The 23,627-nt window shown below is 49.3% G+C and carries 21 protein-coding genes; 3 read left to right on the top strand and 18 right to left on the bottom strand.

Annotated elements, in window-relative coordinates; translation table 11 throughout:
- Positions 1 to 3: 3 nt before the first annotated feature.
- The gene (locus DXA36_RS02385) at positions 4 to 1,464 is read right to left on the bottom strand and encodes a sulfatase family protein (protein WP_118675983.1); all 1,461 of its coding nucleotides are present in this window, start codon (positions 1,462 to 1,464) and stop codon (positions 4 to 6) included.
- Between the two features lie 231 nt (positions 1,465 to 1,695).
- On the opposite strand from DXA36_RS02385, the gene DXA36_RS02380 reads away from it, so the two are divergent.
- Positions 1,696 to 2,649, top strand: coding sequence for an ArsR/SmtB family transcription factor (locus tag DXA36_RS02380; RefSeq protein WP_118675982.1), 954 nt, complete (start codon positions 1,696 to 1,698; stop codon positions 2,647 to 2,649).
- Positions 2,650 to 2,694: 45 nt separating this feature from the next.
- A complete protein-coding gene (locus tag DXA36_RS02375) occupies positions 2,695 to 3,294 on the top strand; it encodes a YesL family protein (RefSeq protein WP_182478882.1) in 600 nt (199 codons plus the stop codon).
- A gap of 118 nt (positions 3,295 to 3,412) precedes the next feature.
- Here the strand turns inward: DXA36_RS02375 and DXA36_RS02370 are convergent, their stop codons facing one another.
- The 7 genes from DXA36_RS02370 to DXA36_RS02340 form a co-directional block, all read right to left on the bottom strand.
- Entirely contained in the window at positions 3,413 to 4,360 is a 948-nt protein-coding gene (locus DXA36_RS02370) for a glycoside hydrolase family 43 protein (protein WP_182478881.1), read from the bottom strand.
- A gap of 72 nt (positions 4,361 to 4,432) precedes the next feature.
- Complete coding sequence (locus DXA36_RS02365) at positions 4,433 to 5,284, bottom strand: carbohydrate ABC transporter permease (RefSeq protein WP_118675979.1); 852 nt, start codon at positions 5,282 to 5,284, stop codon at positions 4,433 to 4,435.
- Positions 5,284 to 6,153 (bottom strand): carbohydrate ABC transporter permease, encoded by an 870-nt coding sequence (locus tag DXA36_RS02360; protein WP_118676413.1) that lies wholly within the window; start codon positions 6,151 to 6,153, stop codon positions 5,284 to 5,286. The genes DXA36_RS02365 and DXA36_RS02360 overlap by 1 nt, the downstream gene beginning before the upstream one ends.
- A 92-nt stretch (positions 6,154 to 6,245) precedes the next feature.
- Entirely contained in the window at positions 6,246 to 7,622 is a 1,377-nt protein-coding gene (locus DXA36_RS02355) for an ABC transporter substrate-binding protein (RefSeq protein ID WP_182478880.1), read from the bottom strand.
- A 459-nt stretch (positions 7,623 to 8,081) separates the two neighbouring features.
- Positions 8,082 to 8,759: an LptM family lipoprotein gene (locus DXA36_RS02350; RefSeq protein WP_118675977.1), complete on the bottom strand. Its 678-nt coding sequence runs from the start codon at positions 8,757 to 8,759 to the stop codon at positions 8,082 to 8,084.
- Positions 8,760 to 8,775: 16 nt separating this feature from the next.
- Positions 8,776 to 9,423, bottom strand: coding sequence for a DUF4317 family protein (locus DXA36_RS02345; protein ID WP_118675976.1), 648 nt, complete (start codon positions 9,421 to 9,423; stop codon positions 8,776 to 8,778).
- 140 nt (positions 9,424 to 9,563) lie between these two features.
- Positions 9,564 to 9,752 (bottom strand): hypothetical protein, encoded by a 189-nt coding sequence (locus tag DXA36_RS02340; protein WP_118675975.1) that lies wholly within the window; start codon positions 9,750 to 9,752, stop codon positions 9,564 to 9,566.
- A 161-nt stretch (positions 9,753 to 9,913) separates the two neighbouring features.
- Here DXA36_RS02340 and DXA36_RS02335 point away from each other — a divergent pair, with 161 nt between their 5' ends.
- Positions 9,914 to 10,177 (top strand): helix-turn-helix domain-containing protein, encoded by a 264-nt coding sequence (locus tag DXA36_RS02335; protein ID WP_118675974.1) that lies wholly within the window; start codon positions 9,914 to 9,916, stop codon positions 10,175 to 10,177.
- Between the two features lie 153 nt (positions 10,178 to 10,330).
- Here the strand turns inward: DXA36_RS02335 and metA are convergent, their stop codons facing one another.
- The 10 genes from metA to DXA36_RS02285 form a co-directional block, all read right to left on the bottom strand.
- Positions 10,331 to 11,245, bottom strand: coding sequence for a homoserine O-acetyltransferase MetA (gene metA, locus DXA36_RS02330; RefSeq protein ID WP_118675973.1), 915 nt, complete (start codon positions 11,243 to 11,245; stop codon positions 10,331 to 10,333).
- 3 nt (positions 11,246 to 11,248) lie between these two features.
- The gene (gene ligA, locus DXA36_RS02325) at positions 11,249 to 13,213 is read right to left on the bottom strand and encodes an NAD-dependent DNA ligase LigA (RefSeq protein WP_118675972.1); all 1,965 of its coding nucleotides are present in this window, start codon (positions 13,211 to 13,213) and stop codon (positions 11,249 to 11,251) included.
- A gap of 34 nt (positions 13,214 to 13,247) precedes the next feature.
- Positions 13,248 to 13,970, bottom strand: coding sequence for a pseudouridine synthase (locus DXA36_RS02320; protein ID WP_118675971.1), 723 nt, complete (start codon positions 13,968 to 13,970; stop codon positions 13,248 to 13,250).
- Positions 13,971 to 14,044: 74 nt separating this feature from the next.
- Positions 14,045 to 14,530 carry a superoxide dismutase family protein gene (locus tag DXA36_RS02315; RefSeq protein WP_118675970.1) on the bottom strand — a complete coding sequence of 162 codons (486 nt, stop codon included), beginning with the start codon at positions 14,528 to 14,530 and terminating at the stop codon, positions 14,045 to 14,047.
- 133 nt (positions 14,531 to 14,663) lie between these two features.
- On the bottom strand, positions 14,664 to 16,268 hold the full coding sequence (locus DXA36_RS02310) for a DEAD/DEAH box helicase (protein ID WP_118675969.1): 1,605 nt from the start codon (positions 16,266 to 16,268) through the stop codon (positions 14,664 to 14,666).
- A 139-nt stretch (positions 16,269 to 16,407) separates the two neighbouring features.
- The gene (locus DXA36_RS02305; RefSeq protein ID WP_118675968.1) at positions 16,408 to 18,114 is read right to left on the bottom strand and encodes an NADH-dependent [FeFe] hydrogenase, group A6; all 1,707 of its coding nucleotides are present in this window, start codon (positions 18,112 to 18,114) and stop codon (positions 16,408 to 16,410) included.
- Positions 18,108 to 19,958, bottom strand: a complete 1,851-nt coding sequence (locus DXA36_RS02300; RefSeq protein ID WP_118675967.1) for an NAD(P)-binding protein — start codon at positions 19,956 to 19,958, stop codon at positions 18,108 to 18,110. Before DXA36_RS02300 ends, DXA36_RS02305 begins: the two co-directional genes overlap by 7 nt.
- A 374-nt stretch (positions 19,959 to 20,332) precedes the next feature.
- The gene (locus DXA36_RS02295; RefSeq protein WP_182478879.1) at positions 20,333 to 22,261 is read right to left on the bottom strand and encodes a M56 family metallopeptidase; all 1,929 of its coding nucleotides are present in this window, start codon (positions 22,259 to 22,261) and stop codon (positions 20,333 to 20,335) included.
- A gap of 29 nt (positions 22,262 to 22,290) precedes the next feature.
- On the bottom strand, positions 22,291 to 22,677 hold the full coding sequence (locus DXA36_RS02290; RefSeq protein ID WP_118675965.1) for a BlaI/MecI/CopY family transcriptional regulator: 387 nt from the start codon (positions 22,675 to 22,677) through the stop codon (positions 22,291 to 22,293).
- A gap of 170 nt (positions 22,678 to 22,847) precedes the next feature.
- Positions 22,848 to 23,585: a response regulator transcription factor gene (locus tag DXA36_RS02285; protein ID WP_118675964.1), complete on the bottom strand. Its 738-nt coding sequence runs from the start codon at positions 23,583 to 23,585 to the stop codon at positions 22,848 to 22,850.
- Between the last annotated feature and the right edge of the window lie 42 nt (positions 23,586 to 23,627).

Genomic DNA, 23,627 nt, shown 5'->3' with positions numbered 1-23,627 from the left:
TGTTTACCAGCAGGCCTTTCTCACCGGGAGGGGATCGCAGGTCCCTGCCATCCGGTCGCACATGGTTTCCAGCAGGCGCATTTTCACATCCGCCATTGCGGGATCCCGGTAATGATTTTTCCTTTCCAAAGGCTGTTCCTGCAAATCGTACAGCTCTGTGCAGCAGGTTTCCCCTTCCCGGCAGCCGTGTACCCTCACCAGCTTATAGCGGCCGTCGCACACCATGGTCGCAAAGGCCAGCGGATCTCTGTGGTTGATATTGCTGTTATAATACTCACTGTACACGCTGCTTCTGTGCGTATGCAGATCCGCTTCCCCGGTAAGCAGCTTCCAGAAGGATTTTCCCTGAAAGCCATCACCGGCAGGGATCCCGGCAGCATCACACAAAGTAGGGGCCAGATCGGTTAATTCCACCAGCGCCCTGCTTCTGCGGCCTCCCGGAATCTTGCCGGGCCAGCTGATAAGCAGCGGCACATGGACATTATTTTCATAGAAATAAGGCCCCTTTAAATACATACCGTGATCTCCCAGGTTCTCCCCATGATCCGAATGGAATACAATCAGTGTATCTTCCCTCTGGCCGGTTCTGTCCAGATAATCAAGCAGCCTGCCCACCTGTTTATCAATGAGATCCACCATAGCCCAATAAGCGGCCCGGATCATCCTGTGATCATGATCGTTCATGCTGTCATACGCATAATACCCTTTGGTATCATAAGCTCCTTCATGATCTTTCTGCTGGAAAACCGGTTTATCCGCAAGTTCTCCTTCCCCGTAATTGGGAAGAGGAAGCTGATCCAGCTTATCCAGATAACGCTGCAGATAATCCGCCGGAGGATCAAAGGGATGGTGGGGATCAAAACAATTCAGGGAAAACATCCAGTCCTTTCCAAAAACCCTGGCGTTTTCCATAAACCGGAGTGCCTCATCCGCACACCAGGTGGTCTGATGCCATGTTTCCTCCACACCGGTCTGGACGTAGGTACAATCCTCTCTGTCCGGGGTAATATAGTCCCTCCCGTTTTTCAGCAGGAACCGGTTATAGGCGTTGGCCGGCCAGTTTGTACCCTGATGGGGCTGGGGATGATGTGACCAGGAAAAGACATGGTACCCATCATCAATCCGCGCCTCTTCCAGCCGCCCCGTATCCGGATGACAGGCGGTTAGATGCAGTTTGCCAGCAAGTCCGCAGTAATATCCGTTGTCAGCCAGGATTCTGGGCAGCAGCCGTTCCCTGCTGTCGATATCCTGTCCGTTCTGCCTGGGTCCGCAGGTTCTTGGATAACGTCCGGACAGAAAGCTTCCCCTGCTCGGCGCACAGACAGGGCTTTGGGAATAGGCATTTTCAAACACCACACCCTCGGATGCCAGGCGATCCAGATTGGGTGTATGCACCCATTTATTTCCCATACACCCCAGGGTATCCGCCCTTTGCTGATCCGTACAGATCCATAAAATGTTCAAATCTTCACCCGCCTTTCTTATCCATATTTTTTGTACCTATGGATAATTTGATTATATAATTTATACATTACTTTTCAATATCTAAGTTAAATACTATACATTTTATATGCCAATATCCCATTTAATACATTTTTAATGTAATTATGTCTTGCAATAACTGCCTTTTCCTTTTATACTTTGTTTAGAATCCGCATATGCTACCGTCCAGCCAAGTATAAAGGAGCACAGCTTATGTACGAAGAAATAAAAAATAAAAAAGATATCGTTATGGATTTATCCGACACGGAAACCACTGCCAAAATATGCCGGGCCTTGTCCTCGGAAACCCGCCTGGAAATCCTGAAATGCCTGGTTGCCAAATCCATGACTATCAGCGAGCTTGCGGAAGCCTTTTATCTTCCCATGTCCTCCATGTGCCTTCATATCAAAACACTGAAGGAGGCCAATCTCATAACCGTCGTTCCCAAGCCCGGCATGCGCGGTTCCCAGAAGCTGTGCGGTATTAAAACCGCCAATATATCCCTGGATGTTTTCGCCCATGTGAGCAAAATAACCCGCAAGCCTCCTGTATTCGTAAACATGCCTATCGGCCATTACTGCAATTGTGAGATATTCCCGCCCTGCGGAATCGCATCCGCTGTTTCGTATCTGTATTATGAGGACAGCCCTTACGGCTTTTATTCCCCCGATCGTACAGATGCCTCCCTCATGTGGTTTACCAAAGGGTTTCTGGAATACCAGTTCTCCAATTATTCCCTCCTGCAGGATAAGGTGGCACAGATTGAATTCTCTTTTGAAATATGCTCTGAGGCCCCCGGCTATAACAACAACTGGCCCTCTGACATAACCTTTGAGCTGAACCACAAAAAAGTGGCCACCTTTCTTACCAAAGGAGATTACGGCGGAAGGAAAGGGATTTACAATCCCACCTGGTGGAGCGAATCCAACACCCAGTTCGGTGAATACAAAAAAATCTACGTCACCCACCATGGCTGCTATATTGACAACCAAAAGGTTTCGGAGGAAACCATCGAAAGCCTGGGGCTGCTGAATGACTATTTTTTCTCCTTCATCCTGAAAATAGACAATGACAGCCAGCACGTGGGCGGGATGAATTTATTCGGCAAACACTTCGGCGATTTCGCGCAGGATATCGTCATGAAAGTAGAATACGAAAACGGCTGATAGGCCCGGAAAGGAAAACCTATGTTTAATCAGGACAGCACTCTAATGACAATCTTGAATAAGGCTGCGGATATGGTGGTTCTCAGTGTATTGTGGTGCCTCTGCAGTCTGCCGGTTCTCACACTGGGAGCCTCCAGCTCTGCTCTTTATCACACCATAATAAAGGTAATCCGGCAGAACCGCGGCTATGCGTTTGCCACATTTAAAGATGCTTTCAAAAGTAATCTGAAACAGTCGGTACCGTTTACCGCCCTGCTGATTCTCCTATACGCCCTGTTCGGTATAACCTGCTATGTTTGCTGGCAGAAACCGGACAGCCTCATTGCCAGTATGTATGTATTCTTTTCCATTTTTTCCATTCTCGTCTGCCTGTGCATACAGATTCATGGCTTCGCCCTGCTGGGGCGTTTCCATCTGAAGAGGCAGGAGCTGTTTACCTTAATCGTCAGACTCAGCTTCGGACATCTCTTTAAAAATTTCCTTCTCCTGTGTATCCTGGTTTTTGCTGTGGAACTGGCGATATATTATCCGCCCCTGCTGTTCATCGTTCCTGCCGGTTTCTTCTATCTGTCGTCATACCTTCAGGAGTCTATGTTTAAAAAACATATTAACTATCAGGACGACGAAGATATTTCTGAAGTATGAATCCGGGCAGCCGTTCCCACACCATACATAAACCGTCCGAATCCGTTTCCGTCGCTTACCGAATCATTCCATAACAGAACAGGGCCGGCAGCATGCCGGCCCTGTTCCTTACGCTATATTATCTCGTAGGCACTACGGATAAGACATCTCCGTCAATTTTCATTTCGTCGATTCTGGCGGATCGGGTATCTTCAGCCGTCTCCTCCCGGGAAGCCCGGCCTTCCTTGTCACGTCCATGATAGACGATATAACATTTCCCATTATCAAAGATCACGCTGTTATGTCCCATGCCTTCCACAAAATCGTTTTTGGAAAGCAGCGGCGCATAGGTGGTATCATCGGGATATTTTTTCCAGTCCAGGGTTCTCAGATCCGCATCGGGCGATCCATGGGCCACACTGTAACCTATGAAGTATGTGGGATTCTGATGGCAGGCGCCGGAATACATTAAATAATGGGTATTCCCTACGCAGAAGTAAAATGCACCCTCGATGGTATGCCAATGCTGCCCTTCTTTAAAGCGGTCCCTCTGGTAAATCTCTTCATCCAGAGTCGGCCGGATCACGCATACCGGATTTCCCTCCAGGGTAAAGGGATCCGTCATTTTATCGCACATTACCACCGTGCCTACTCTCTCCGCCTCATATTCATTTACACAGTAGAAAAAGTACATTCCGGAAGGAGTGATAACCGCATGGGGATCGATGGAAAAAGGCGGCAGGAGATTTTTTACCAGCCGGAATTCCCCTCCCGGAGAATCCGAAACAGCCACCCGCATGGTCTGTCCATGTTCGTCCTCATCATCCGCATCCATGCTTGAATAATACATATAATATTTCCCGTCAATCTCAATCACACAGGGAGCCCAGCAATTTTTCTGCCCTGTCATATCCAGGCAGCCTCCCTCATATTCCCAGCCTTCCAGCAGTGTGTCGCTGCTATACAGCTGCGGGCCGGAAGGGCCTGTGGCATATATATAATACCTGCCGTCTCCTGCCTTTATCATATAGGGATCCGCCTGACCAAGCGGAGCCGGGTCATTTTGCTTACGATTATATAGTTTCATGGTTCTTATTCCTCCCTGCATTCATAATCCGTAACCGTTCCGTACCTGCACAGTTACAATAAATCAATCCTGTTATTTCACGGAGCTGTCTATCTGTCCCTCAATAATATATTTCTGCAGGAACAGATACAGCAGAATGACCGGCAGCAGGCCAAGGGCGCACGTGGCGCAGGCTTTCGGCAGGTTTCCCACCCCGTTTGTACGGTTAAACGCCGATTTGATAACAAGGATAATGGTAAATTTGGACTTATCCTGCAGCAGGTACATAGGCATCAGGTAATTATTCCAGCAGCCCGTTGCAGACATGATAATTCTGGTTACCGTCACAGCCTTCAGCTGCGGCATAATAATCTGGGTAAAGGTCCGCAGCACGCCGGCGCCGTCGATAGCCGCCGCCTCATCCAGGGCTGTCGGGATGGAAACCACAAAGTTTACGTACATGAACATCGTTCCGGGGATCCCCCCTGCTGCAGACAGCAGAGCCAGGCCATAAAGCGTATTGGTCATATGGAATTTAACCATAAGGCCATAGGTACCTACCAACAGTGCTACACTGGGGATCATCATAATACCCATATTCAGGTTACGGATGGATTCCGCAAGCTTTCCGTTGCTTCTGGCAAGCCCGTAGGCGGCAAGTGCGGCGAGCACGATTTCAAGAGTTACCGTTTCCACCACAAGGATAATGGAGTTTTTAAAACCAAGCCACAAATCCCCACTTTTGAAAACTTCTATGTAATTCTGGAAATTCCAGGCTGCAGGCAGGGACAGCTTCGTTCCCAAATCCTGCATCGTCCGGAAGGACAGGTTGAGCATGATATATATAGGAAGTAAATAAATCAGGATTAAAACAATCGCTACAATATAGCACCACCATACGGAGTGTGTATTCGGTCCTTTTGTCTTTTTAAGCCTTGCTTCCATTAATACTCCACCTCCTTCTTACGAAGATAAGCGTTGACAGGCAGCGCTACGATCATAATGATAAAGAAGGTCATGATACCCACTGCGGAAGCATATCCTGCTTTTTCATCATTGAAATACAGCTGGGATATATAGAAAGACAGGGACATGGACTTTCTGTTAGGGCCGCCGTTTGACATAGCCACAATGGCATCGAACAGCTTGAAGCCGCCGATCAGGTTGGTTACTACTGCGGTTGTAATGGACGGGATTAACAGAGGCAGCGTTACATGGATAAATTCTTTTACCCTGTTCGCGCCGTCCAGCTTGGCCGCTTCCTTATACATAGCAGGAATGTTCTGAAGCCCTGCCAGATAAATGATCATACAAAGCCCCATATACTGCCAGGAATTGGCAAGGGTAATCATCAGGGTGGAAGAAAGTCCCGTTTTCATCCAATAAACGGAAGGGATACCGATGATGCCCAAAAGCTCATTAAACACACCGCCCTCCGCCTGTACAAAGTAATAGAGGATCTGGCCCATAATAAATGCGGAAATCATGATAGGCATATACAGAATTACCCTGACGCCGTTTCTTCCTTTGAATTTATTGTTCAGAAACAATGCGGCAGCAAGACCGCATACATTCTGAATAAGCGTGGAACCAAAGCCATAAATAAATGTATTCAGTGTGGCTCTCCAAAACAAATCATCCGTGAACAGATTCACAAAATTCTTCAGACCGTACCAGCGCATATTCTGCGAATAGCCGTTCCATTTAAAAAAGGATATGCGGATCGCGTTTACCAGCGGAGCTGCTATAAATAAAACCATCAAAGCCAGAGCCGGAATAGTCAAGGAGAGATATATCCATTTTCTTTTTTTCAAAGCAATACCTCCTTTATCAAAACAGGTGAGATGGCATTGCCACCCCACCATCGTTTCAGCTTTCTTTCAGTTGTTCTCTCTGGTTAACTATTTCAGCCTTCTTTCGCAGCTTCATAAAGATCCTGATAGTTTTCTAACAGATATTCAATCACATCATCCTGTCCCTTTTCACTGTGGTCGTCAAAGAGCATATTGCTGGCATTTCCGAAAATCGGCCACATACCGGAAGGCATATACTGTCTGTCCCAAAGGTTTTCATAGAAAATATCACAGTCCGCACATTTTTCTTTCATATCCTGGAATACTTTCAGGCCATATCCGTCGTCAATTTCCATGGTGGATTTCAGGCAGCTGATTTTACCGGTAGCGGCATTCATCTCTTTTGCTACTTCCGGACGTGCCATATACTCTAAGAATACTTTGGCTGCATCTGCATTCTTGGTGTCTTTCCAAATACCAAAGGTATCACCTTCGCCGATGCCCACATGCTCTTTTCCGCCTTCTTTGGATGCGAAGGAAGGAAGGAAAATAAAGTTGGCATCCGGGTTAAGGGTAAGGCAGGTAAGCATAACGGAAGGGTCATTTCCCAAACAGAACGCACCCTTGCCGGCTGCAAAACGCTCGGTAAGATCGGTATCTACCAGGGTAAGGATATCTTCAAAATAATAGCCGGATTCAATCCAGTCGGACATATACTTGATGAGGGATGCCTTGTAATTCTGCCAGTCATAGGAACCGTCCAGCATAGCGGCGGAATCCTGGAACATCTCACCGTCATAGCTTACAAAGGTTCCTGCAAAGTTCGCAAGAAGTCCGGGATTGGAAAGTACACAGATAGGGGTTGTCCCGCTGGCCTTCACTTTTTCGCAGGCTTCTGTGAAATCATCCCACGTATGGATGGCATAGGGATCAACTCCCGCCGCTTCACAAACATCAGTGTTCACAAGCGTTCCGTTAATGAGTTCGGAAATCATCAGAACATAGATTGCCCCGTCGTCATCCTGGATAACGCCCAGTGCGGAATCATCATAATCGGAAACCCAGGGCTGATCCTGAAGGTTCATCAGATATTCCTTGTAACGCAGAATGGACCATCCATGTGTCTGGAATACATCGGGAAGCTCATTGGCGGCCATACGTGTCTTTAAGGTGTTTTCATAGTCCGTACCATACTCCGCCACATTGACCGTACATCCGTACTCTTCTTCAAACTTGTCCACCAGTCCCTGGAACGTGGTTGCCTGGTCACCGGTATAAGTAACTGCAACTTCCAGCGTGCTTCCGCTGATGTCTGTGCCTTCTGCAGCAGCACCTTCCGCGGGTGTGGATTCAGCAGGGGCAGCATCTGCAGAAGCGGACTCTTTTACCGGTTCGGAAGCAGCAGGTGCATCAGCTTTTTGCCCCCCCCCACACGCTGTAAGCGACATAACCATAGCCGCCGACAATAAAAACGCTCCCAGTTTCTTCATAACCATTTCCTCCTTTACTTTGTTGAATTAACAGTTCCGTTTTGACTTCTCATTTTCTCTCGCCGTCTTTATTGCAACTTTGTTGTATCTATAATACTCTTTTACTTTCTTGTTCCGCTTTTGTTCCGTCAAATTATTTAACTATTAATCCTTTCATTCTTTTGCTCAAAATAATCATTTTGACTATATGATAGCGCTATCACCTTTGTCTTTTGTGTTATTTATGCACTTATTATATATTGCTATCTAATATTTTTCAATATTTATTATTTATTTTATACAAAAGATATGCAAACAAGGATTTTAGTACATTTTTTTTGTAGTTATAAAAATGGATTCCTTCGCTGCGTTCCCTTCTACTCAGTCAAAAACGGCATAGCCCCAAACAGACTATGCCGCTTACCACACCTTTATTTTATTGACCGTTCGCCGTTTTGGCCGCCTATAAACGCTGCTTTCTTATTCCGTCCGCAATTCATAAGAAGCTTCGCCGCAGAAACCTCTTTCTTCCAGCAGCTCTTCCTTCCATTCCGCAGTGATTTCATAAATTTTATCCGGTTTCAGATCGGCAAATAAGGTTTCCTCACAGACCGTTTCGGAATCCGGCTCCGCCTGGATATTCCCTTCTTCGGAGGCATCCCATTCCCTTATCACAATGCGATCAGGGCTGACATCACAGGAAACGGCATAAGATACAAAATCGATCCCGTTGTATTCCGGCAGCTTCAGCTTATCCTGCCCACCACTGTTTTCATCCAGAGGATGCGTCCCGCAGGCTACCATGCTGACTGTTTCTCCCTTTTCCATATAGCTCCATGAATAATTACCGGAATGAAGCTCCGTCCGGTTCCATGTACTTGAAAGCATGTCGGAAAGATAAAGCACTGGCGCGCTGGTCAGGATAAGGCCTTCCTCCGCCGGTTCCCCCGGAGTTTCCTTCACCGCTTCGCCCGAAGTTTCCTCCACCGGCTCCTGCGTACTCTCTTCCGGCGTACTGTCCCCCTCCTGCGTATCATCCACCGTTTCCGACGCTGTTTCCGCTGCATCCACGGATGGCGCTTCCACCGGTTTCTTAACACCGCAGGCAGCAGAAGTCAAAGCAAAAACTACTGCGATTATCCAAAAATATTTCTTCATCCGTTACCTCCCGATACTAAAAACCACGTTTTCTGTTTTCCCAATCCACCCCCAAAACCTCAAGCAGCTCCGTGTGAGGCCGCCCTGCATCCGCCTGGAATACCGCTATGTGATTCAAATCCCTGCTCCTGTCCGTAAAAGCGGGAAACAGGAATCCGCATTCCGGATCTCCCGGCTCATATTCTCCAAACAACGGACAAATCGCGCAAATCATATATTCAAATACTTCCTCCGACTCCCACAGGCTTTCCTTATCCGAAGCCTTCACGGGAATATCATAACGCCCATGGAACACAAGAACCGCATACTCCGATTCCGCCTGATAGCGTTCCATCAAGATATCATAAAAGGTATCCATCAGCGCATCATTCTTCAGGCCGCATTCGTTCATCGACAGAAGCAGCTGCCACATACTTCCCGGTTTTTGCACACATTGCGGAAATTCATATTCTTTAAGGTTTACATTCGTGGGAGAAAAAGGGATTGCCTTTGCCAGCTTCAGTTTTTTGGCTCTCTCTGCTGCTGACAGCTTCAGGAAATTCGTATTAAAGCTCCCCTCAAAATCCCCGTCCTCATCCACATAACAGCCTGCGATTCTGTCAAATGATGTCCGGGAAAGGGTCATCCGTCTGGTCAGCTCCAGCATATCCTCTCTGTTTATCATCTTCCGTCCGTTCCCTTTCTGTCAGCCGCAGCCCGACAACGCCGTACGGCCGCAGTAAATGCCGCAATTTATAAGCTGTCTCTTATTATAGCAAACAGCCATTTTTCTGTAAACAGGAAGAAATTCGGTCTTTTCCTTTGTTACAAATACCGGTCAACAAAATTTATATAACTTTCTTCTACTGCCGATTGCATTATAGGTGCATAATAATCTAAGGCATCTAATATGACTTTTACCTCTTCATCATCCGGAACGTCTTCATTTGTCAGGATTTTCAGTCTTTCATTCAATACATTTGTCACATCTTCTTTGGATATATATAAATTCATATCTGCCTCCACTCTCTCTCTTTTGCCTGAGCGACACAACTTACAGCTATTATAATGCTAAAACTGCATATTGTGCAACTTTTCTACACATAATAACCATTATTATTGCAATAAGTAAATTATTATGTATCCACAGATTTCATTATTAAGAGAATGTAATTATGGCAAAAAACGAAAAAATCATCCAGACCGGCTGTATTAACCGAATTGGGGCAAACATAAGAAAATACAGAAAAGCCAGGGGCCTTAAAGAGGTGGATGTGATTAGAGAACTGCAGCTTCGGGGAGTGCCTACAAACAGCTATAATATGACCCGGATAGAACAGGGAAACGTGAATCCTTCGGTGGATTTTTTAATTGCCTATGTAGATATTGTAGGGATTGATTTTAATGCGCTGTTTTGCTTCGATTGTCCCGGTAATTGAGGGCATGTAAGGAAAATTGACAGAACCTTCTATTTTGCACCCGTTCCTCCGGTACTTCCGGCACACTTCCAATACAAAAAAGCCCCGGAGGGATCGTCTCTCCCCGGGGCTGTCGTTATTCCATACACCGCCTTTCTGTTTCCCCGGCAAACTCTATATCTCACCGAGATCATAGGGTGTCGCCTGGTATACGTAATAATTCAGCCAGTTGGTATACAAATCATTGCAGTGGGATCTCCAGAGCAGGGTCGGTCTCCGGGTAAAATCATCTTCCGGATAATAATTGACAGGCACCTGTATCGGCAGATCTTTTTCCTTGTCCCGCATATATTCGTTATGGAGGGTATATCTGTCATATTCCGGATGTCCCATGACAAAGATCTGCTTCCCCTCTCCCGCCATGGCAAGAAGCACGCCGGCTTCCTCCGACTCCGCCATGACCATAAGTTCCCTGCAGGCATGGATTTCTTCGGCAGGTACGGTAGTATGGCGGCTGTGCGGTATGTAGAAATAATCATCAAACCCTCTCACCAGCGGCACCTTCCGGTTGGATACCTTATGGGAAAACACTCCGAACAGTTTCTCCGGCAGCAGGACCTTATTTAAGCCGAAATGATAATACAAACCGGCCTGCGCTCCCCAGCATATATGGAAGGTACTGGTCACATGGCTTTTGGACCATTCCATGATCTCGCATAGCTCCGGCCAGTAATCCACCTCTTCAAACGGGATCTGTTCCACAGGAGCACCTGTGATAATCAAGCCGTCAAATTTGTATTTTTTCAGTTCGTCGAAGGTATTATAGAACTTATTCAGATGGGTGGGAGAGGTATTCAAGGATGTATGGCTGTTCATCTTCATAAAGGATACATCCACCTGAAGCGGCGTGTTGGAAAGGGATCGGAGAAGCTGAAGCTCCGTATCCTGTTTGACCGGCATCAGGTTGAGGATACATATCTGAAGAGGGCGCATATCCTGATGCTGCGCCCGGTATTCGTCCATAACAAAGATGTTTTCATTTTCCAATATTGCCCTTGCAGGCAGATCGCTTTGTACTTTAATCGGCATTTCTTATACCTCCATATCCAGATATTGTCTCATAAAATCTTCTTCCGTAACGATAGGGACCTCAAGCTCCTTTGCTTTTTTGTTCTTGGAGGAATTGGAAGCATAGTCATTATTAATCAGGCAGGTAGTCTTGCCGGTAACACTTCCGGTCACCTTCCCCCCTTTGCTTTCAATCAGCTCTTTCAGGGCGCTGCGCCCCTCAAAATGTTCCAGGCTGCCCGTTACGACGAAAACCTTTCCCTGCAGGGTGAGAGACGCCTCGTCCACCTCTATCTGTTCGATTTCCAGTTCCTTCAGGAGCTTATGCATATTTTCCCTGTTTTTTTCAGACTGCCAGTAATCATGGAAGGTTCCTGCAATCACTCCTCCGATGCCGTCAATCAGACTCAGTTCCTCCACATCCGCCTGCATCATACGTTCCAGATTATCGTGGTATTCCCGGCAGAGCATCTTGGCATTCGCCAGGCCGATATTGGCAATTCCCAGGCCGTAAATCACTCTGGGAAGTGTTGTTTTTCTTGCTTTTTCCAGGCTGTCCATCAGATTCCGGAAGGATTTTTCCCCGAATCCCTCCATCTCTATGATATCTTCCTCATAGTTTTGCAGATGGAATAAATCGGCAAAGGTATGAAGGTAACCTCTTCCCAGGAATTTTTCCAGAGTAGCCTCTGAGAGTCCGTCGATGTTCAGGGCATCCCTGCTCACAAAAAGAGTAAAGGCCTTCAGCTTTTTGGCATCGCAGTCGGGGTTGGTACAGTACAGAGACTGCACATCGTTCACCTGTTCAATCCTGGTGGCTCCCCCGCATACGGGGCAGGTATCCGGGATGGGCAGCGTGTCGCTGCCTGTCAGGTTTTCCGCTATCTGGGGGATTATCATATTCGCCTTATAGACAGTGATACGGTCGCCGATTCCCAGCTTCAGGCTCCGTACGATACTGATATTATGCACGCTCGCGCGGCTCACCGTCGTCCCCTCCAGTTCCACAGGATCGAATATGGCAACCGGATTGATAAGCCCCGTCCTGCTGGCACTCCATTCTATTTCCTTTAATGTGGTTTCCGCGGTTTCATCCGCCCATTTAAAAGCGATGGAATCCCTTGGGAATTTGGCTGTACGCCCCAGGGAGAGACCATAGGCAATATCGTCATAAATCAGCACCAGGCCGTCCGACGGTACCGGGTAGCCTGCCACTTTGTCCTCAAATTCTTCCACGGCGGAAAGGATCGTTTCCCCATCCACTTCTTTATATTCCACAACCTCAAAGCCCTGTTCCTGCAGGAAACAAAACTGTTCCTTCCGTGAATTCTTAAAATCCGCCCCGTCCGCTTTCACGAGTGCAAAAGCAAAAAAACGGACATTTCTCTGCGCCGTTATTTCGTTATTCAGCTGTCTTACGGAACCCGAACAAAGATTCCTTGGATTTTTATATCTGGCATCGGCATCTTCAATCAGTTCGTTAATTTTGCGGAAATCTTCATAGGTGATAACGGCTTCTCCGCGGATCACCAATTCTCCTTTAAAAGAAATGGTGAGCGGCAGGTTTACGAACACCCTGGCATTCGGGGTAATCACTTCGCCGATTTCCCCGTTTCCTCTTGTTACCGCCTTATAAAGCTGCCCGTCCCTGTAAGTGAGCACGATCGTCAGCCCATCCAGCTTCCAGGAGAGCAGTCCCTTCTGTTCCCCCAGCCAGTCCTGCAAATCCTCTCTGCTTTTTGTTTTGCCCAAAGACAGCATAGGGCTTTCATGGCGTTCCTTGGGAAGCTCGTCAACCGCCTCAAAGCCAACGGTAACCGTCGGGCTTCCTGCCATGACCGTTCCCGTTTCTTCCTCAAGAGCCGTCAGTTCATCATACAGCTTATCGTATTCATAATTGCTCATGATCTCTCTGTCCTGGGCATAATAAGCCCGGGACGCTTCATTCAGAGCCGCAATCAATTCCTTCATTCTTGCAGTCTTATCCATTACCTGCCAATCTCCTTTTATAGTCCGTGCGCCTTCAGGAATCCAGCAGCCCGTAAAGCTCCTCCAATTCCTCTCCTGTCAGCAGACGGTAATTTCCCGGCTTCAGCTTTCCAATGGTAATATTGGCCACACGCACTCTTTTTATTCCCTGTGCGTCAAATCCCAAAGCACGGCACATCCGGCGGATCTGCCGGTTAAGACCCTGGGTAAGAACGATGCGGAACACAAATTTCCCTTCCTTCTCCACCTGACAGGGGCGGGTCTGTACATTAAGCTCCTTCAGAAAAACGCCTTCCGCCATCTTCTGCAAAAACGTATCCGTCACAGGTTTGTTTACCCTGACCAGGTATTCTTTTTCATGATAATTAGAAGCCCGCATCAGACCGTTGATCAGATCTCCGTCGTTTGTCAGAAGGAGAAGTCCCTCCGAGTCCTTGTCCAGCCTGCCCGCATAGGTAACCCGGATGGGATAATCAATGGCATCACGTATGGTTTTTTCCGCGTATTTATCTTTTTCCGTACAGGTAACACCTACCGGTTTGTAGTAAGCAAGAACTACCTTACGATCCTTTTTATCCAGCAGCCGTCCGTCAACCGTGATATCTTCCGTACCGGAAACCCGCATTCCCATGGATGCAGGAGCTTTGTTCACCATAACCCTGCCGGCCTCAATCATGCGGTCGGCCTCCCTGCGGGAGCAAATCCCGCAGTCGGCCAGATATTTGTTTAAGCGTTCCTGACTATTGTTATCGTTCATATTTTCCTCGTTTCGTATTCACTAAAATAAGCATATTATTGGTATTATACACGTTCTTTTTTTCCCACGCAAGCTCACTGGATAATCCCGCAGGCCATCTTCTGCCCGGAATCCCCGGAGGGCTGGGAATGATAGTCATCCGCCATGTCATGCACAATCACCGTTTTGCCCCTGACCTGGGCGGGAGTAAAGCGTTCCGTGTAGAAGGACAGCCAGGCCCTTCCCCTGTTTCCTTCCAGCACAGGCATATCTCCTGCATGGGCTGGATGGGGGCAGCCGTCCGGGTTATAATGAGCTCCGGCATCCGCAAAAGGATCCGTTTCATTCCCGGTACAGGCCGCTCCTTCATGAATATGGAATCCATAAAATTTTCTTTCACAGGGTTCCTGCGAATCCGGCAGTCCGGAAATATCCGCCATAACAATGGTCCCATCCAAAAAATCATAAAAAGTAACCAGGCCCTGCACGTCAGGGAAGCTCTCAGACCCTCTTACGTGGGCAAAAGCCTGCGGCTGGTTTGCCAGGAACCGCAGGATTCCGTCCGTCATTAATTGTAACATAAGTTTCCTCCATAAACAAAAAAAATTCTTTTCTTAAAGGTATTCCGCCCCACTTCCTGTTTATGAAAGATCTTCGAAAAAATAAGCCGCTGCCAGGCTATTTCCCGGCAGCAGCTCGCTGTTTTCCCTATAATCAACCGATGCGTCTGTCTTTTTCCCTGTGTCCGGCGTTTTCCGCCTGACGGCGTCCGGTGCCATAGCTGCGCCCGGAACTGTAGTTCCGTTCGGAACCGTGGTTCCGTTCGCCCCTCGTATCTTTTCCGGAAGCGGTATCTCTGTATCTGCGTCGTTCTCCGCCTCTGTCATCAGAGAAACGCTGCCGTCTGCCATCGGAACTTCCGGCATTCCTGCTTCTGCCCCTGTCCTGGCGTCCGTCGCGGAAATCCCGGCTGCCTTTTGCATAACTCCGTCTTCTTTCCGGAAGCACCTCTGCTATTTCCTGGGGTTCTTCCCCCATCTGAAGCTTCAGGAACGCGGCAGCAAGCTCTGCGGCGCTGTATTCACAATCTTCGATTTTTCTTTCCACCATTTCCGTCAGGTTCTTAAGGGAATCCCCTTCCAAAAGGTCAAACGCCTCACGGAGCGCTTTTTCTGCTTTAATGGAAACTATATCCGATGCAGAAGGAACTTTCCTTTCCTGTATCGTGGTTTTGCAGCTTCTTTCAATGTCCCTGAGCCGGTACATCTCCCGGTTGGAAACAAAGGTGAAGGAACGTCCTTCCCTTCCCGCTCTGCCGGTACGTCCGATGCGGTGCACATAATACTCGATATCCTGCGGAAGATCATAATTGAATACGGCTTCCACATCGTCCACATCAATTCCTCTGGCGGCCACATCCGTGGCGATCAATATCTGCAGGTTACCGCTGCGGAAACGGTTCATCACCGTATCCCTCTGGTTCTGGGACAGATCCCCATGCAGGCCTTCTGCAGCATAGCCTTTGTTTTTCAAAGTCTCGGAAAGCTCATCCACCATTCTCTTGGTATTGCAGAAAATGAGGGATCTCTGTATGCCATAATAGTCCAGCAGGCGGCTTGTCACTTCCACCTTAATCTGGCTGTTAACCCGGTAATAATACTGCTTCACAAGAGGAATGGTCAGTTCCTGCCTTGTCATCTTCAGATATACCGCATCCTTCTGATAGGTATCCGTGATTTCCAGAATCGGCTTGGGCATCGTTGCGGAAAACAATGCAGTCTGATGTTCGGAGGGGATTCCCTGAAGGATAGTTTCGATATCCTCGCGGAAGCCCATATTCAGCATTTCGTCAGCCTCATCCAGAACCACCATGTTCACCTGCTCCATTTTAAGGGTATGGCGGCGCATATGATCCATCACGCGGCCCGGGGTTCCCACAATAATCTGAACACCGCCCTTCAATGCCTTTATCTGGCGGTTAATATCCTGCCCTCCGTAAATGGGGAGAATCTTGACTCCATGCATATATTTTGCAAAACGGCGCATCTCATCCGCCGCCTGAATCGCCAGCTCCCTGGTCGGGCACAGAACCACCGCCTGCAGGTTCCTGTTATCCGGATCTGTATTCTGTATAACCGGGATTCCGAAGGCCGCTGTTTTACCGGTTCCCGTCTGTGCCTGGCCAATTACATCTTTTCTTTCCAATAATACGGGTATTGCCTGCTCCTGTATAGGTGTCATGTCTACAAAACCCATTTCCTCCACGGCACGAAGTATGCGGGAATCAATTGCTGCGTCCTGGTATCTCGTTATTTCCATTCAAAAAATCCTTCCTTTATTTCAAGCTTTTCACACAAAAAGACAACACCCGTGGTATAAGGGTGTTGTCCTTTCCTTCTACGAATCCGTTTTATTATACTGTGGGACTTCCTGCGCTGTCAAGCATTTTGTTTAGATTTTACCCGTGGGTATGCAGCAGATGATGCGCTTTTTCTCCCAGCGGTTTGCCCAGATAGTCCTCATAAAGCTTTCTGATTTCCGGATTATCATGGGAAAAACGCAGCGGTCTCTGGGTATCCAGCTTATAAAGCTTCGGCCCGCGGACATCCGCCATCTCCGCGCCGTCGAGAATCGGCTGGCCTCCTCCTCCCACACAGCCGCCGGGACAGGCCATGACCTCAACAAAATCATACCGGACGGCTCCCGACCGGATATCCTCCATCAGATCCCTGGCATTCTTAAGCCCGCTGACCGTACAGGTACGAAGCGTTTTTCCTCCCAAGGTAAAGGTGGCCTCCTTTCTCCCTTCATATCCCCTTACATCGGAAAAGGTATCCGGAGGAGGGTTTACACCTTCCACACAATAGTAGGCTGTTCTCAGGGCGGCTTCCATAACGCCGCCCGTCACGCCGAAAATCACACCGGCGCCGGTGCTTTCTCCCAGGGGGGAATCAAAGGCCTCTTCCGTAAGGAGAGCCGGGGCGATATGCTCCGCTTTTACAAGCCTGGCAAACTCCCTGGTCGTCAGAACAATATCCACATCGGCCCCCGCTCCCGCACTGTACATATCCGGCAGGACGGCTTCCATCTTTTTAGACACACAGGGCATGATGGAGATGCTGCAGATCTTTTCCGGATCCACTCCTGTTTTCCCGGCGAAATAGCTTTTGGTTATGGCACCGAACATCTGCTGGGGGGATTTGGCGGTGGACAGATGCGCCGCCATTTCCGGGTACTGGGATTTGATAAAACGCACCCAGGCCGGGCAGCAGGAGGTGAACATGGGCCATCTCTTCTCTTCCGGATCCGCCAGTCTTGCGAGCAGCTCATTGCCTTCTTCCATGATAGTGAGATCCGCTGAAAAATTGGTATCAAATACATAATCGAAACCTATTTTTTTGAGGGCGGCAACCATTCTCCCTTCCGTTGCCATATAAGCCGGCAAATCCAGGGCCTCGCCCCAGGCCGCTCTCACCGCAGGTGCCACCTGGACAACGGTAACGGTTTCCGGATCCGCCAGCGCACGGAATATTCCGGCCGTATCATCCCTTTCGCGCAGCGCCCCTGTGGGACAGTGGGTGATGCACTGCCCGCAGATACTGCAGTCGGATTCTTCTATGATACGGTTCTGTGACACATCCACCGTTGTTCTGGACCCTGTGTTCTGCACATCCCATATATGCAGATCCTGTACCTTGTCGCATATCTGCACGCAGCGCATGCACTTAATACATTTACTGAAATCCCGTATCAGAGGGAAATCCCGGTTCCAGGGCATTTCCATGATTTCTTTTTTATATGGGATATCGATAATCCCCAGATCATTGGACAGTTTCTGCAGGTTACAGTTCCCGCTGCGCACGCAGGTGGCACAGTTGCTGTTATGCTGGGAAAGGATCAATTCCACATTTGTCCTTCTCACCGAACGTACCTTGGGGGAATTGGTATAAAGCACCATCCCTTCCTCCACCGGGTTGTTGCAGGCGGTAATCAGTTTGGTTTTGCCCTGCATCTCCACCACGCACACCTTGCAGGCACTTATTTCATTTATACCCTCCAGATAGCAAAGATGGGGAATCATAATCCCAACGGACGCAGCCGCTTTCATGATTGTAGTACCTTCCGGCACGCTGATTTTTCTGTTATCTATTGTCAGTGTTACCATATTGCCGCGCGGCCTCCTTTCAGATTTCCATATCCGTAATGATCACACCTGAGACAGCGGCCCGCTTCCTGTGCGGCCTCCTCCTTTGTCATGCAGCGTTCAATCTCACAGAAATCACATTTCCTTTCGCCGGCTTCCCGTTCTTCCATATTCACACGGCCGCAGGGCTTTTTATCCGCATAGGTCACCTGAGGGATTTCCACATCACAGGAAATCACATGATGATACCCCAGGTATTCGTCAATATTAGCCGCGGCAACTTTTCCCGCCGCGATGGCGCGTATTACCGTAGCCGGGCCGGTTACGCAGTCCCCTCCCGCAAAGATGCCGGGGATATCCCTGACACTGGATTCCGCAAGCGCTTCAATGGTACCGCGGTGTACCGGCACGCCGGAATTTTCAAAATGGCGGGATTCAATTCCCTGGCCGACCGCAACGATAACAACATCGCAGGGTATCCTTTTTAATTCCACATTGGCCTGTACCGGACGGGCACGTCCCCAGGCATCAATAGGCCCTATTATCTGAGGCTGCACCCAGAGAGCCGCCACATTTCCATCCTCGCCCGCTTCCACGCGCACAGGGGCCTTCAGGCTGTAAAGTTCGGCACCCTCTGCAATCGCGCCTTCCACTTCCTCCGGCAGCGCCGTCATATCATTCTGGCGCCTCCGGTAGGCTATCCCCACCTTATCGGCCCCAAGCCGTAACGCCGAACGGGTACAGTCCATAGCCACGTTGCCGCCCCCTACCACGATTACCCTTTTACCGGTAAAATCAGGCGGGTTCCCGTCGCCGATATTGCGGAGCATTTCCACGGCCGAAATCACGCCGCCCACGTCCTCTCCGTCCATCCCGATCTTCTTATCGGTATGGGCGCCGATAGCGATATAAACCGCATCAAATTCTTCTCTGAGCCGGCTCAGGGGAATGTCCTCCTCCCCATTTCCGATATTGACATTGGTATGTACTTCCACACCGGTGGACAAAATGGCTTCAATGTCCTCATCCAGCCGCTCCCTTGGGAACCGGTAATTAGGAATCCCATAGCGCAGCATGCCTCCCAGCTTGCTTTTCTGTTCAAACACCACCGCATGATGCCCCATCAGCTCCAGGTAATAAGCGGCAGACAGGCCGCCGGGGCCGCCGCCGGCAATAGCGATCCTCTTTCCGGTGGACGGAGCCTTCGGCGGCACAGGCACCGTATTGGCCCGGGCATTATCCACCGCCATCCGTTTCAGTCCCCGGATATTCACGGAGCTGTCAATCATGTTCCTGCGGCATCTGGCTTCACAGGGATGCTCACAGATCAGGGCACATGCCGTGGGAAAAGGGTTGTCCTTACGGATGAGGGAAACAGCATCCGCATATCTTTCCTCTCCAACCAGGGCGATATAGCCCGGAATATCAACCCCCGCCGGACACAGCGCCACACAGGGAACCGGCTGGTTGATGGAATAAGAGCACTTACCGTGCTCAATATGGTAAACATAATCATCTCTGCAGCCCTGAAGCCCCGCCAGAACCATATGGGCGGCTTCAAAACCGATGGCGCAGTCTGCGGAATCCGTGATATTATTCGCGGTTTCCTCAATAAGGGCCAGTGTATCCATAGTGGCGGTCCCGTCCAGAACCTGTTCCAGCAGATTCTGAAGCTGCAGCAGGCCCACTCGGCAGGGCACACATTTGCCGCAGGTCTGTGCGTGGCACAGCTTCAAAAAGGACAGCTGCAGATCGACCGGGCATAATCCCGGCGGGCTGGCAACAATATGACGTTCCAGATCCTTGTATAACCGTTCCACAGTTAACTGGGCACGGTCAGGTGTGCTGATTTTCAGTCGGCTCATTGAAATGTAACTTCCCCTTTCCTTCTCGTTTTCCGTACCGGCTCCCTGCCGGCACAGGCCGGGCCGTTCCCCTCAGACAGCCCATCCGTTCCGTATGCGGCCGGCAGGATAAAATGTACGGCCGCATAACTGTTAAAATTATAACATATTCTTTTCCGCTCCGCTAGCATTATTGATTAAAATTCTCAATTATTTTTCCGCATTTTCATATATATTTTACAACGCAGCGTCTGAATGTATAAATCCGCATACCAATTGTGCCTGTACCCTTCTTATAAATATTCAAAATACGTTCATTCTAAACAAATCCGATTAAAAACTGCCGGCAGCACGTTTACATGCTCCGGCAGTCCCAGGTTTTTTCCGCTTGATCCTTAATATAATACAAAAGGGATATTGAGAAGTATGACGGGATCCTCTTCCCCGTCCTCTTTTTCCAGAGCAGCCGACTTGTTAATGCAATAATTACTGGGTTCCAGTTCTCCATAAACCAGGCTTATATCCATTTCCTGTTCCTTTTCTTCCCCCGGCTCCAGCACATGTAATATATCATGCCAGCCGGTATTTTCTTTCATCGGGACAAGCCGGTATTCCCCGTTTTCTTCCTTCATCAAATCATAAGGATCACCGAAGTTCAGATTATAGTCCGACAGATTGGTTATCGTCATAGTCAGAACAGGCTCCTTCAGGGAATACACGTCTTTGTCCAGTTCCATCCGGACGGACGCGTGCTCCGTCTGCCCCGTTTCCGTTTCCGAAGCCGGTTCCTCCGAAGTTTCCGCTGCCGTCTCACGCAGAGTCCTGTTTCCTTCGGAATCCAGATCGTATATCCGTTCCTCTCCAAGGGATATGGTCATTCCGTTCTCCAGATATGCGGAAAGCAGCCTCTGCAGTTCAGCCATTTTTTCCGTATCGGCAGAATACGCGTACAGCGGGCCGAAAACAGCTTCCGCCTCACTCCTGTCATAAGTAATACGGTATTCCTCCGCTCCTTTTTCTACGGCGCAGCTGATTTTTCCGGCATTTTCGATGGAGGCAAATAGTAGAGCCGCGTTGGAGAAGCTCCATTCCTTTCCCGGCATTTCCGCATTTTCCCGGAGGCGGTAAACCATAATCAGTTCATATGGCTCCTGCGTCGTCTGCAGTTCCATTTTGCGGTATTCCAATACCTCCGGAACCGGAAGCATCCCGAACAGTGCCGCATCCCTGATGTGATCCCCTATATACGGATTTCTGTTATCCGACAGCCCGGCCGCCAGCGCCTCTCCTTCCAGAGGACCGGCCGTTACGGTGCTTTCTTCCTGTGTGCTTTCTTCTTCCTGCGCACCTCCTTTTCCGGCCGCCGGAGAAGTGAGAAGCATTACGCCCGCCGCCGCCACAAGAAGCAGCGCTGCGGCACACAGCCAGCCGGAAGGCTTACGGAAGCTAAGAATATGGGAAATACGTTTTTTTGTGTTGCTTTCCCCAAAAGCCGCCGGCAGCATATACCCCAGCCCATTATTACGAAGCCCCAGGCGTAAAAGGGTCTGTGCATACCCTGCACGTTCCTGTGCGGTCATATTCCGCAATACGCCGTCGTCGCAGGAACGTTCCATATCCTCCGTCATAAACCGGAAAAAAAGCCAGACCAGCGGATTGAACCAATGAAGCACAGCAGCAAGAAAACAAACCGGCTTTATCAGATAATCCTTACGCCGTATATGCTGGTATTCATGTGCAAGCACGTGTTGTTTTTCACTCTCCTTCATCCCGGCAGGCAGATAAACCGCAGGCCGTACAAACCCCAGCAGAAAAGGGGAAGTGATTTGCTGGCTTTCATATACACGGGCCTGCCCCTTTTCTTTCGGAAACAGAAGAACAGCTTCCGACACCTGCTTTTTCAGGCGCAGACAGGAACGCAGCGCAACAGCCAGGAACACAAGCATTCCCGCAAGCCATACCGCTGTGCAGCCCCCCATGAACAGCTTCCCGTGGTCCACCCCCATCCGCCCGGCGGCGGCCGGGATTGTACGGAGCACACTGTCCGAAGGCAGCGCCGCACTCATTCCCGTATATGCATTGATCCCGGCAGTGACTATGGATTTATAGGTTACCGCGTCCCGACTTACCGGAATCAGGCTTACCGCAGACTCCAGGGTAAAGGGGCACAGGAAACGAAGGAACACCAGGAGCCAGAGCGCATAAAAATACCCTGACGGCACCTTCCGGAGCACCGTGCGCAGCAGTAAGACCACAAAGCCGGCACAGGACGCGGCAAGTGTCATATTTATCATTTGGGGCAGCATACGTAAAATTGCATACATGTTCACGCCTCCTCCCATCGTACGGGACATTATGAATTGTTTTCCTTTTCATCCCCGCCCAGGCTGGCGGCGTCGATCAGGCGTTTCAGCTCCTCTGCCTCCTGCTGCGTCAGCTTTTTATCCTGAAGAAAGGACGCGACAAATGCAGGCAGGGAATTACCGAAGCTTCTGTGCAGCAGCTGCTCGCTTTCCTGTCTGCAGACGGCTTCCTTCTTCACAAGCGCGGTAACGGTGGCGTTTTCATTCCTGAGTATCCCTTTCTCACAAAGTTTTCGAAGCACCGTATAACTGGTCGCTTTTTTCCAGCCCAGACGTTCCCCGGCAAGCTTTATCAGTGTTGTGGAGTTTACAGGCTCTGTATCCCAGACGATCTGTGCAAACCGGTATTCCCCATCCGGAATCCTTGGTATTTCCATATTCGCTCCCTTCTGTGCGCATCGGCACACCTTCCCTGCTTTCTGCGCCGTCCGGCCTTATCTATCTCCGAACGCAAGTAAGGTTTATTATTATAAACCTAGTTTATAATAATAAACCTTACTTGTCAATAGCAAATCCTGTGGCCAAACAGCCCGATGTTTATGTCGGGCTATTTGACTGAAAATCCGTTTCTGAAAGCGGTGGGGGATACCCCTTCCGCACTTTTAAAAACCTTTGTAAATACCCGGTAATCCCGGAATCCGGCCTCCCCTGCTATCTCCGTAATGCTTTTTCCGGTGGAAGCCAGAAGCGTCCTTGCTTTATCCATACGCAGACGGGTCAGGTAATCATGATATTTCATACCCAGCTCATTTTTAAACAGCTGGCTGATATAGGAGGGGTTCATATGGAATTCCTCCGAAAGGGTCAGCAGGGTGATATCCTCCGCAAGGTGCTCCTGAAGATAAGCCGCAAGCTGGAATACCGGCTTTTCTCCGCAGCTGCCTTCCTGTGGGCATCTGTTTTCTATCAGCTTCAGCTTTATGCCTTCGATCACTCTGCCGAACTCGCTGAAGTCAACCGGTTTCAGAATATAATCCGTTATCCGCAATCGCAGCGCCTCCCTGCAGTATGCAAATTCATCATAGCCGCTCACAATAATACAGGCGCATTCCCCATTTTGATCCCGAATCACCCGGAGCGCCTCCAGCCCCGACATAATGGGAATATTGATATCCATAACAATAATATCCGGCCGGTATATTTTTGCCTGGTTTACCGCCATCACCCCGTCCCATGCCTCGCACACCACCTCACAGCCATAGGCTTTCCAGTCGAACAGTCTTTTAAACCCCTCCAATATTGTCACTTCATCATCCACAAGCATTACTTTCAGCGAATTTCCCATTCTGCCTCCCCTGCCATCTGCCGTGCCCGCGGCAAAGACCGT

Source organism: Eisenbergiella sp. OF01-20 (assembly GCF_003478085.1).
In the GTDB taxonomy this organism is placed as follows: Bacteria; Bacillota; Clostridia; order Lachnospirales; family Lachnospiraceae; genus Eisenbergiella.
Note: the sequence above shows the minus strand (reverse complement) of the source record. Positions and strands in the feature narration are given on the sequence as shown.

Excerpts from the sequence above, each read along its gene's own strand:
- DXA36_RS02380 (WP_118675982.1), top strand. The coding sequence starts at position 1,696 with ATGTACGAAGAAATAAAAAATAAAAAAGATATCGTTATGGATTTATCC.
- DXA36_RS02375 (WP_182478882.1), top strand. The coding sequence starts at position 2,695 with ATGACAATCTTGAATAAGGCTGCGGATATGGTGGTTCTCAGTGTATTG.
- DXA36_RS02370 (WP_182478881.1), bottom strand. The coding sequence starts at position 4,360 with ATGAAACTATATAATCGTAAGCAAAATGACCCGGCTCCGCTTGGTCAG.
- DXA36_RS02365 (WP_118675979.1), bottom strand. The coding sequence starts at position 5,284 with ATGGAAGCAAGGCTTAAAAAGACAAAAGGACCGAATACACACTCCGTA.
- DXA36_RS02355 (WP_182478880.1), bottom strand. The coding sequence starts at position 7,622 with ATGAAGAAACTGGGAGCGTTTTTATTGTCGGCGGCTATGGTTATGTCG.
- DXA36_RS02350 (WP_118675977.1), bottom strand. The coding sequence starts at position 8,759 with ATGAAGAAATATTTTTGGATAATCGCAGTAGTTTTTGCTTTGACTTCT.
- DXA36_RS02345 (WP_118675976.1), bottom strand. The coding sequence starts at position 9,423 with ATGATAAACAGAGAGGATATGCTGGAGCTGACCAGACGGATGACCCTT.
- DXA36_RS02340 (WP_118675975.1), bottom strand. The coding sequence starts at position 9,752 with ATGAATTTATATATATCCAAAGAAGATGTGACAAATGTATTGAATGAA.
- DXA36_RS02335 (WP_118675974.1), top strand. The coding sequence starts at position 9,914 with ATGGCAAAAAACGAAAAAATCATCCAGACCGGCTGTATTAACCGAATT.
- metA (WP_118675973.1), bottom strand. The coding sequence starts at position 11,245 with ATGCCGATTAAAGTACAAAGCGATCTGCCTGCAAGGGCAATATTGGAA.
- ligA (WP_118675972.1), bottom strand. The coding sequence starts at position 13,213 with ATGGATAAGACTGCAAGAATGAAGGAATTGATTGCGGCTCTGAATGAA.
- DXA36_RS02320 (WP_118675971.1), bottom strand. The coding sequence starts at position 13,970 with ATGAACGATAACAATAGTCAGGAACGCTTAAACAAATATCTGGCCGAC.
- DXA36_RS02315 (WP_118675970.1), bottom strand. The coding sequence starts at position 14,530 with ATGTTACAATTAATGACGGACGGAATCCTGCGGTTCCTGGCAAACCAG.
- DXA36_RS02310 (WP_118675969.1), bottom strand. The coding sequence starts at position 16,268 with ATGGAAATAACGAGATACCAGGACGCAGCAATTGATTCCCGCATACTT.
- DXA36_RS02305 (WP_118675968.1), bottom strand. The coding sequence starts at position 18,114 with ATGGTAACACTGACAATAGATAACAGAAAAATCAGCGTGCCGGAAGGT.
- DXA36_RS02300 (WP_118675967.1), bottom strand. The coding sequence starts at position 19,958 with ATGAGCCGACTGAAAATCAGCACACCTGACCGTGCCCAGTTAACTGTG.
- DXA36_RS02295 (WP_182478879.1), bottom strand. The coding sequence starts at position 22,261 with ATGTATGCAATTTTACGTATGCTGCCCCAAATGATAAATATGACACTT.
- DXA36_RS02290 (WP_118675965.1), bottom strand. The coding sequence starts at position 22,677 with ATGGAAATACCAAGGATTCCGGATGGGGAATACCGGTTTGCACAGATC.
- DXA36_RS02285 (WP_118675964.1), bottom strand. The coding sequence starts at position 23,585 with ATGGGAAATTCGCTGAAAGTAATGCTTGTGGATGATGAAGTGACAATA.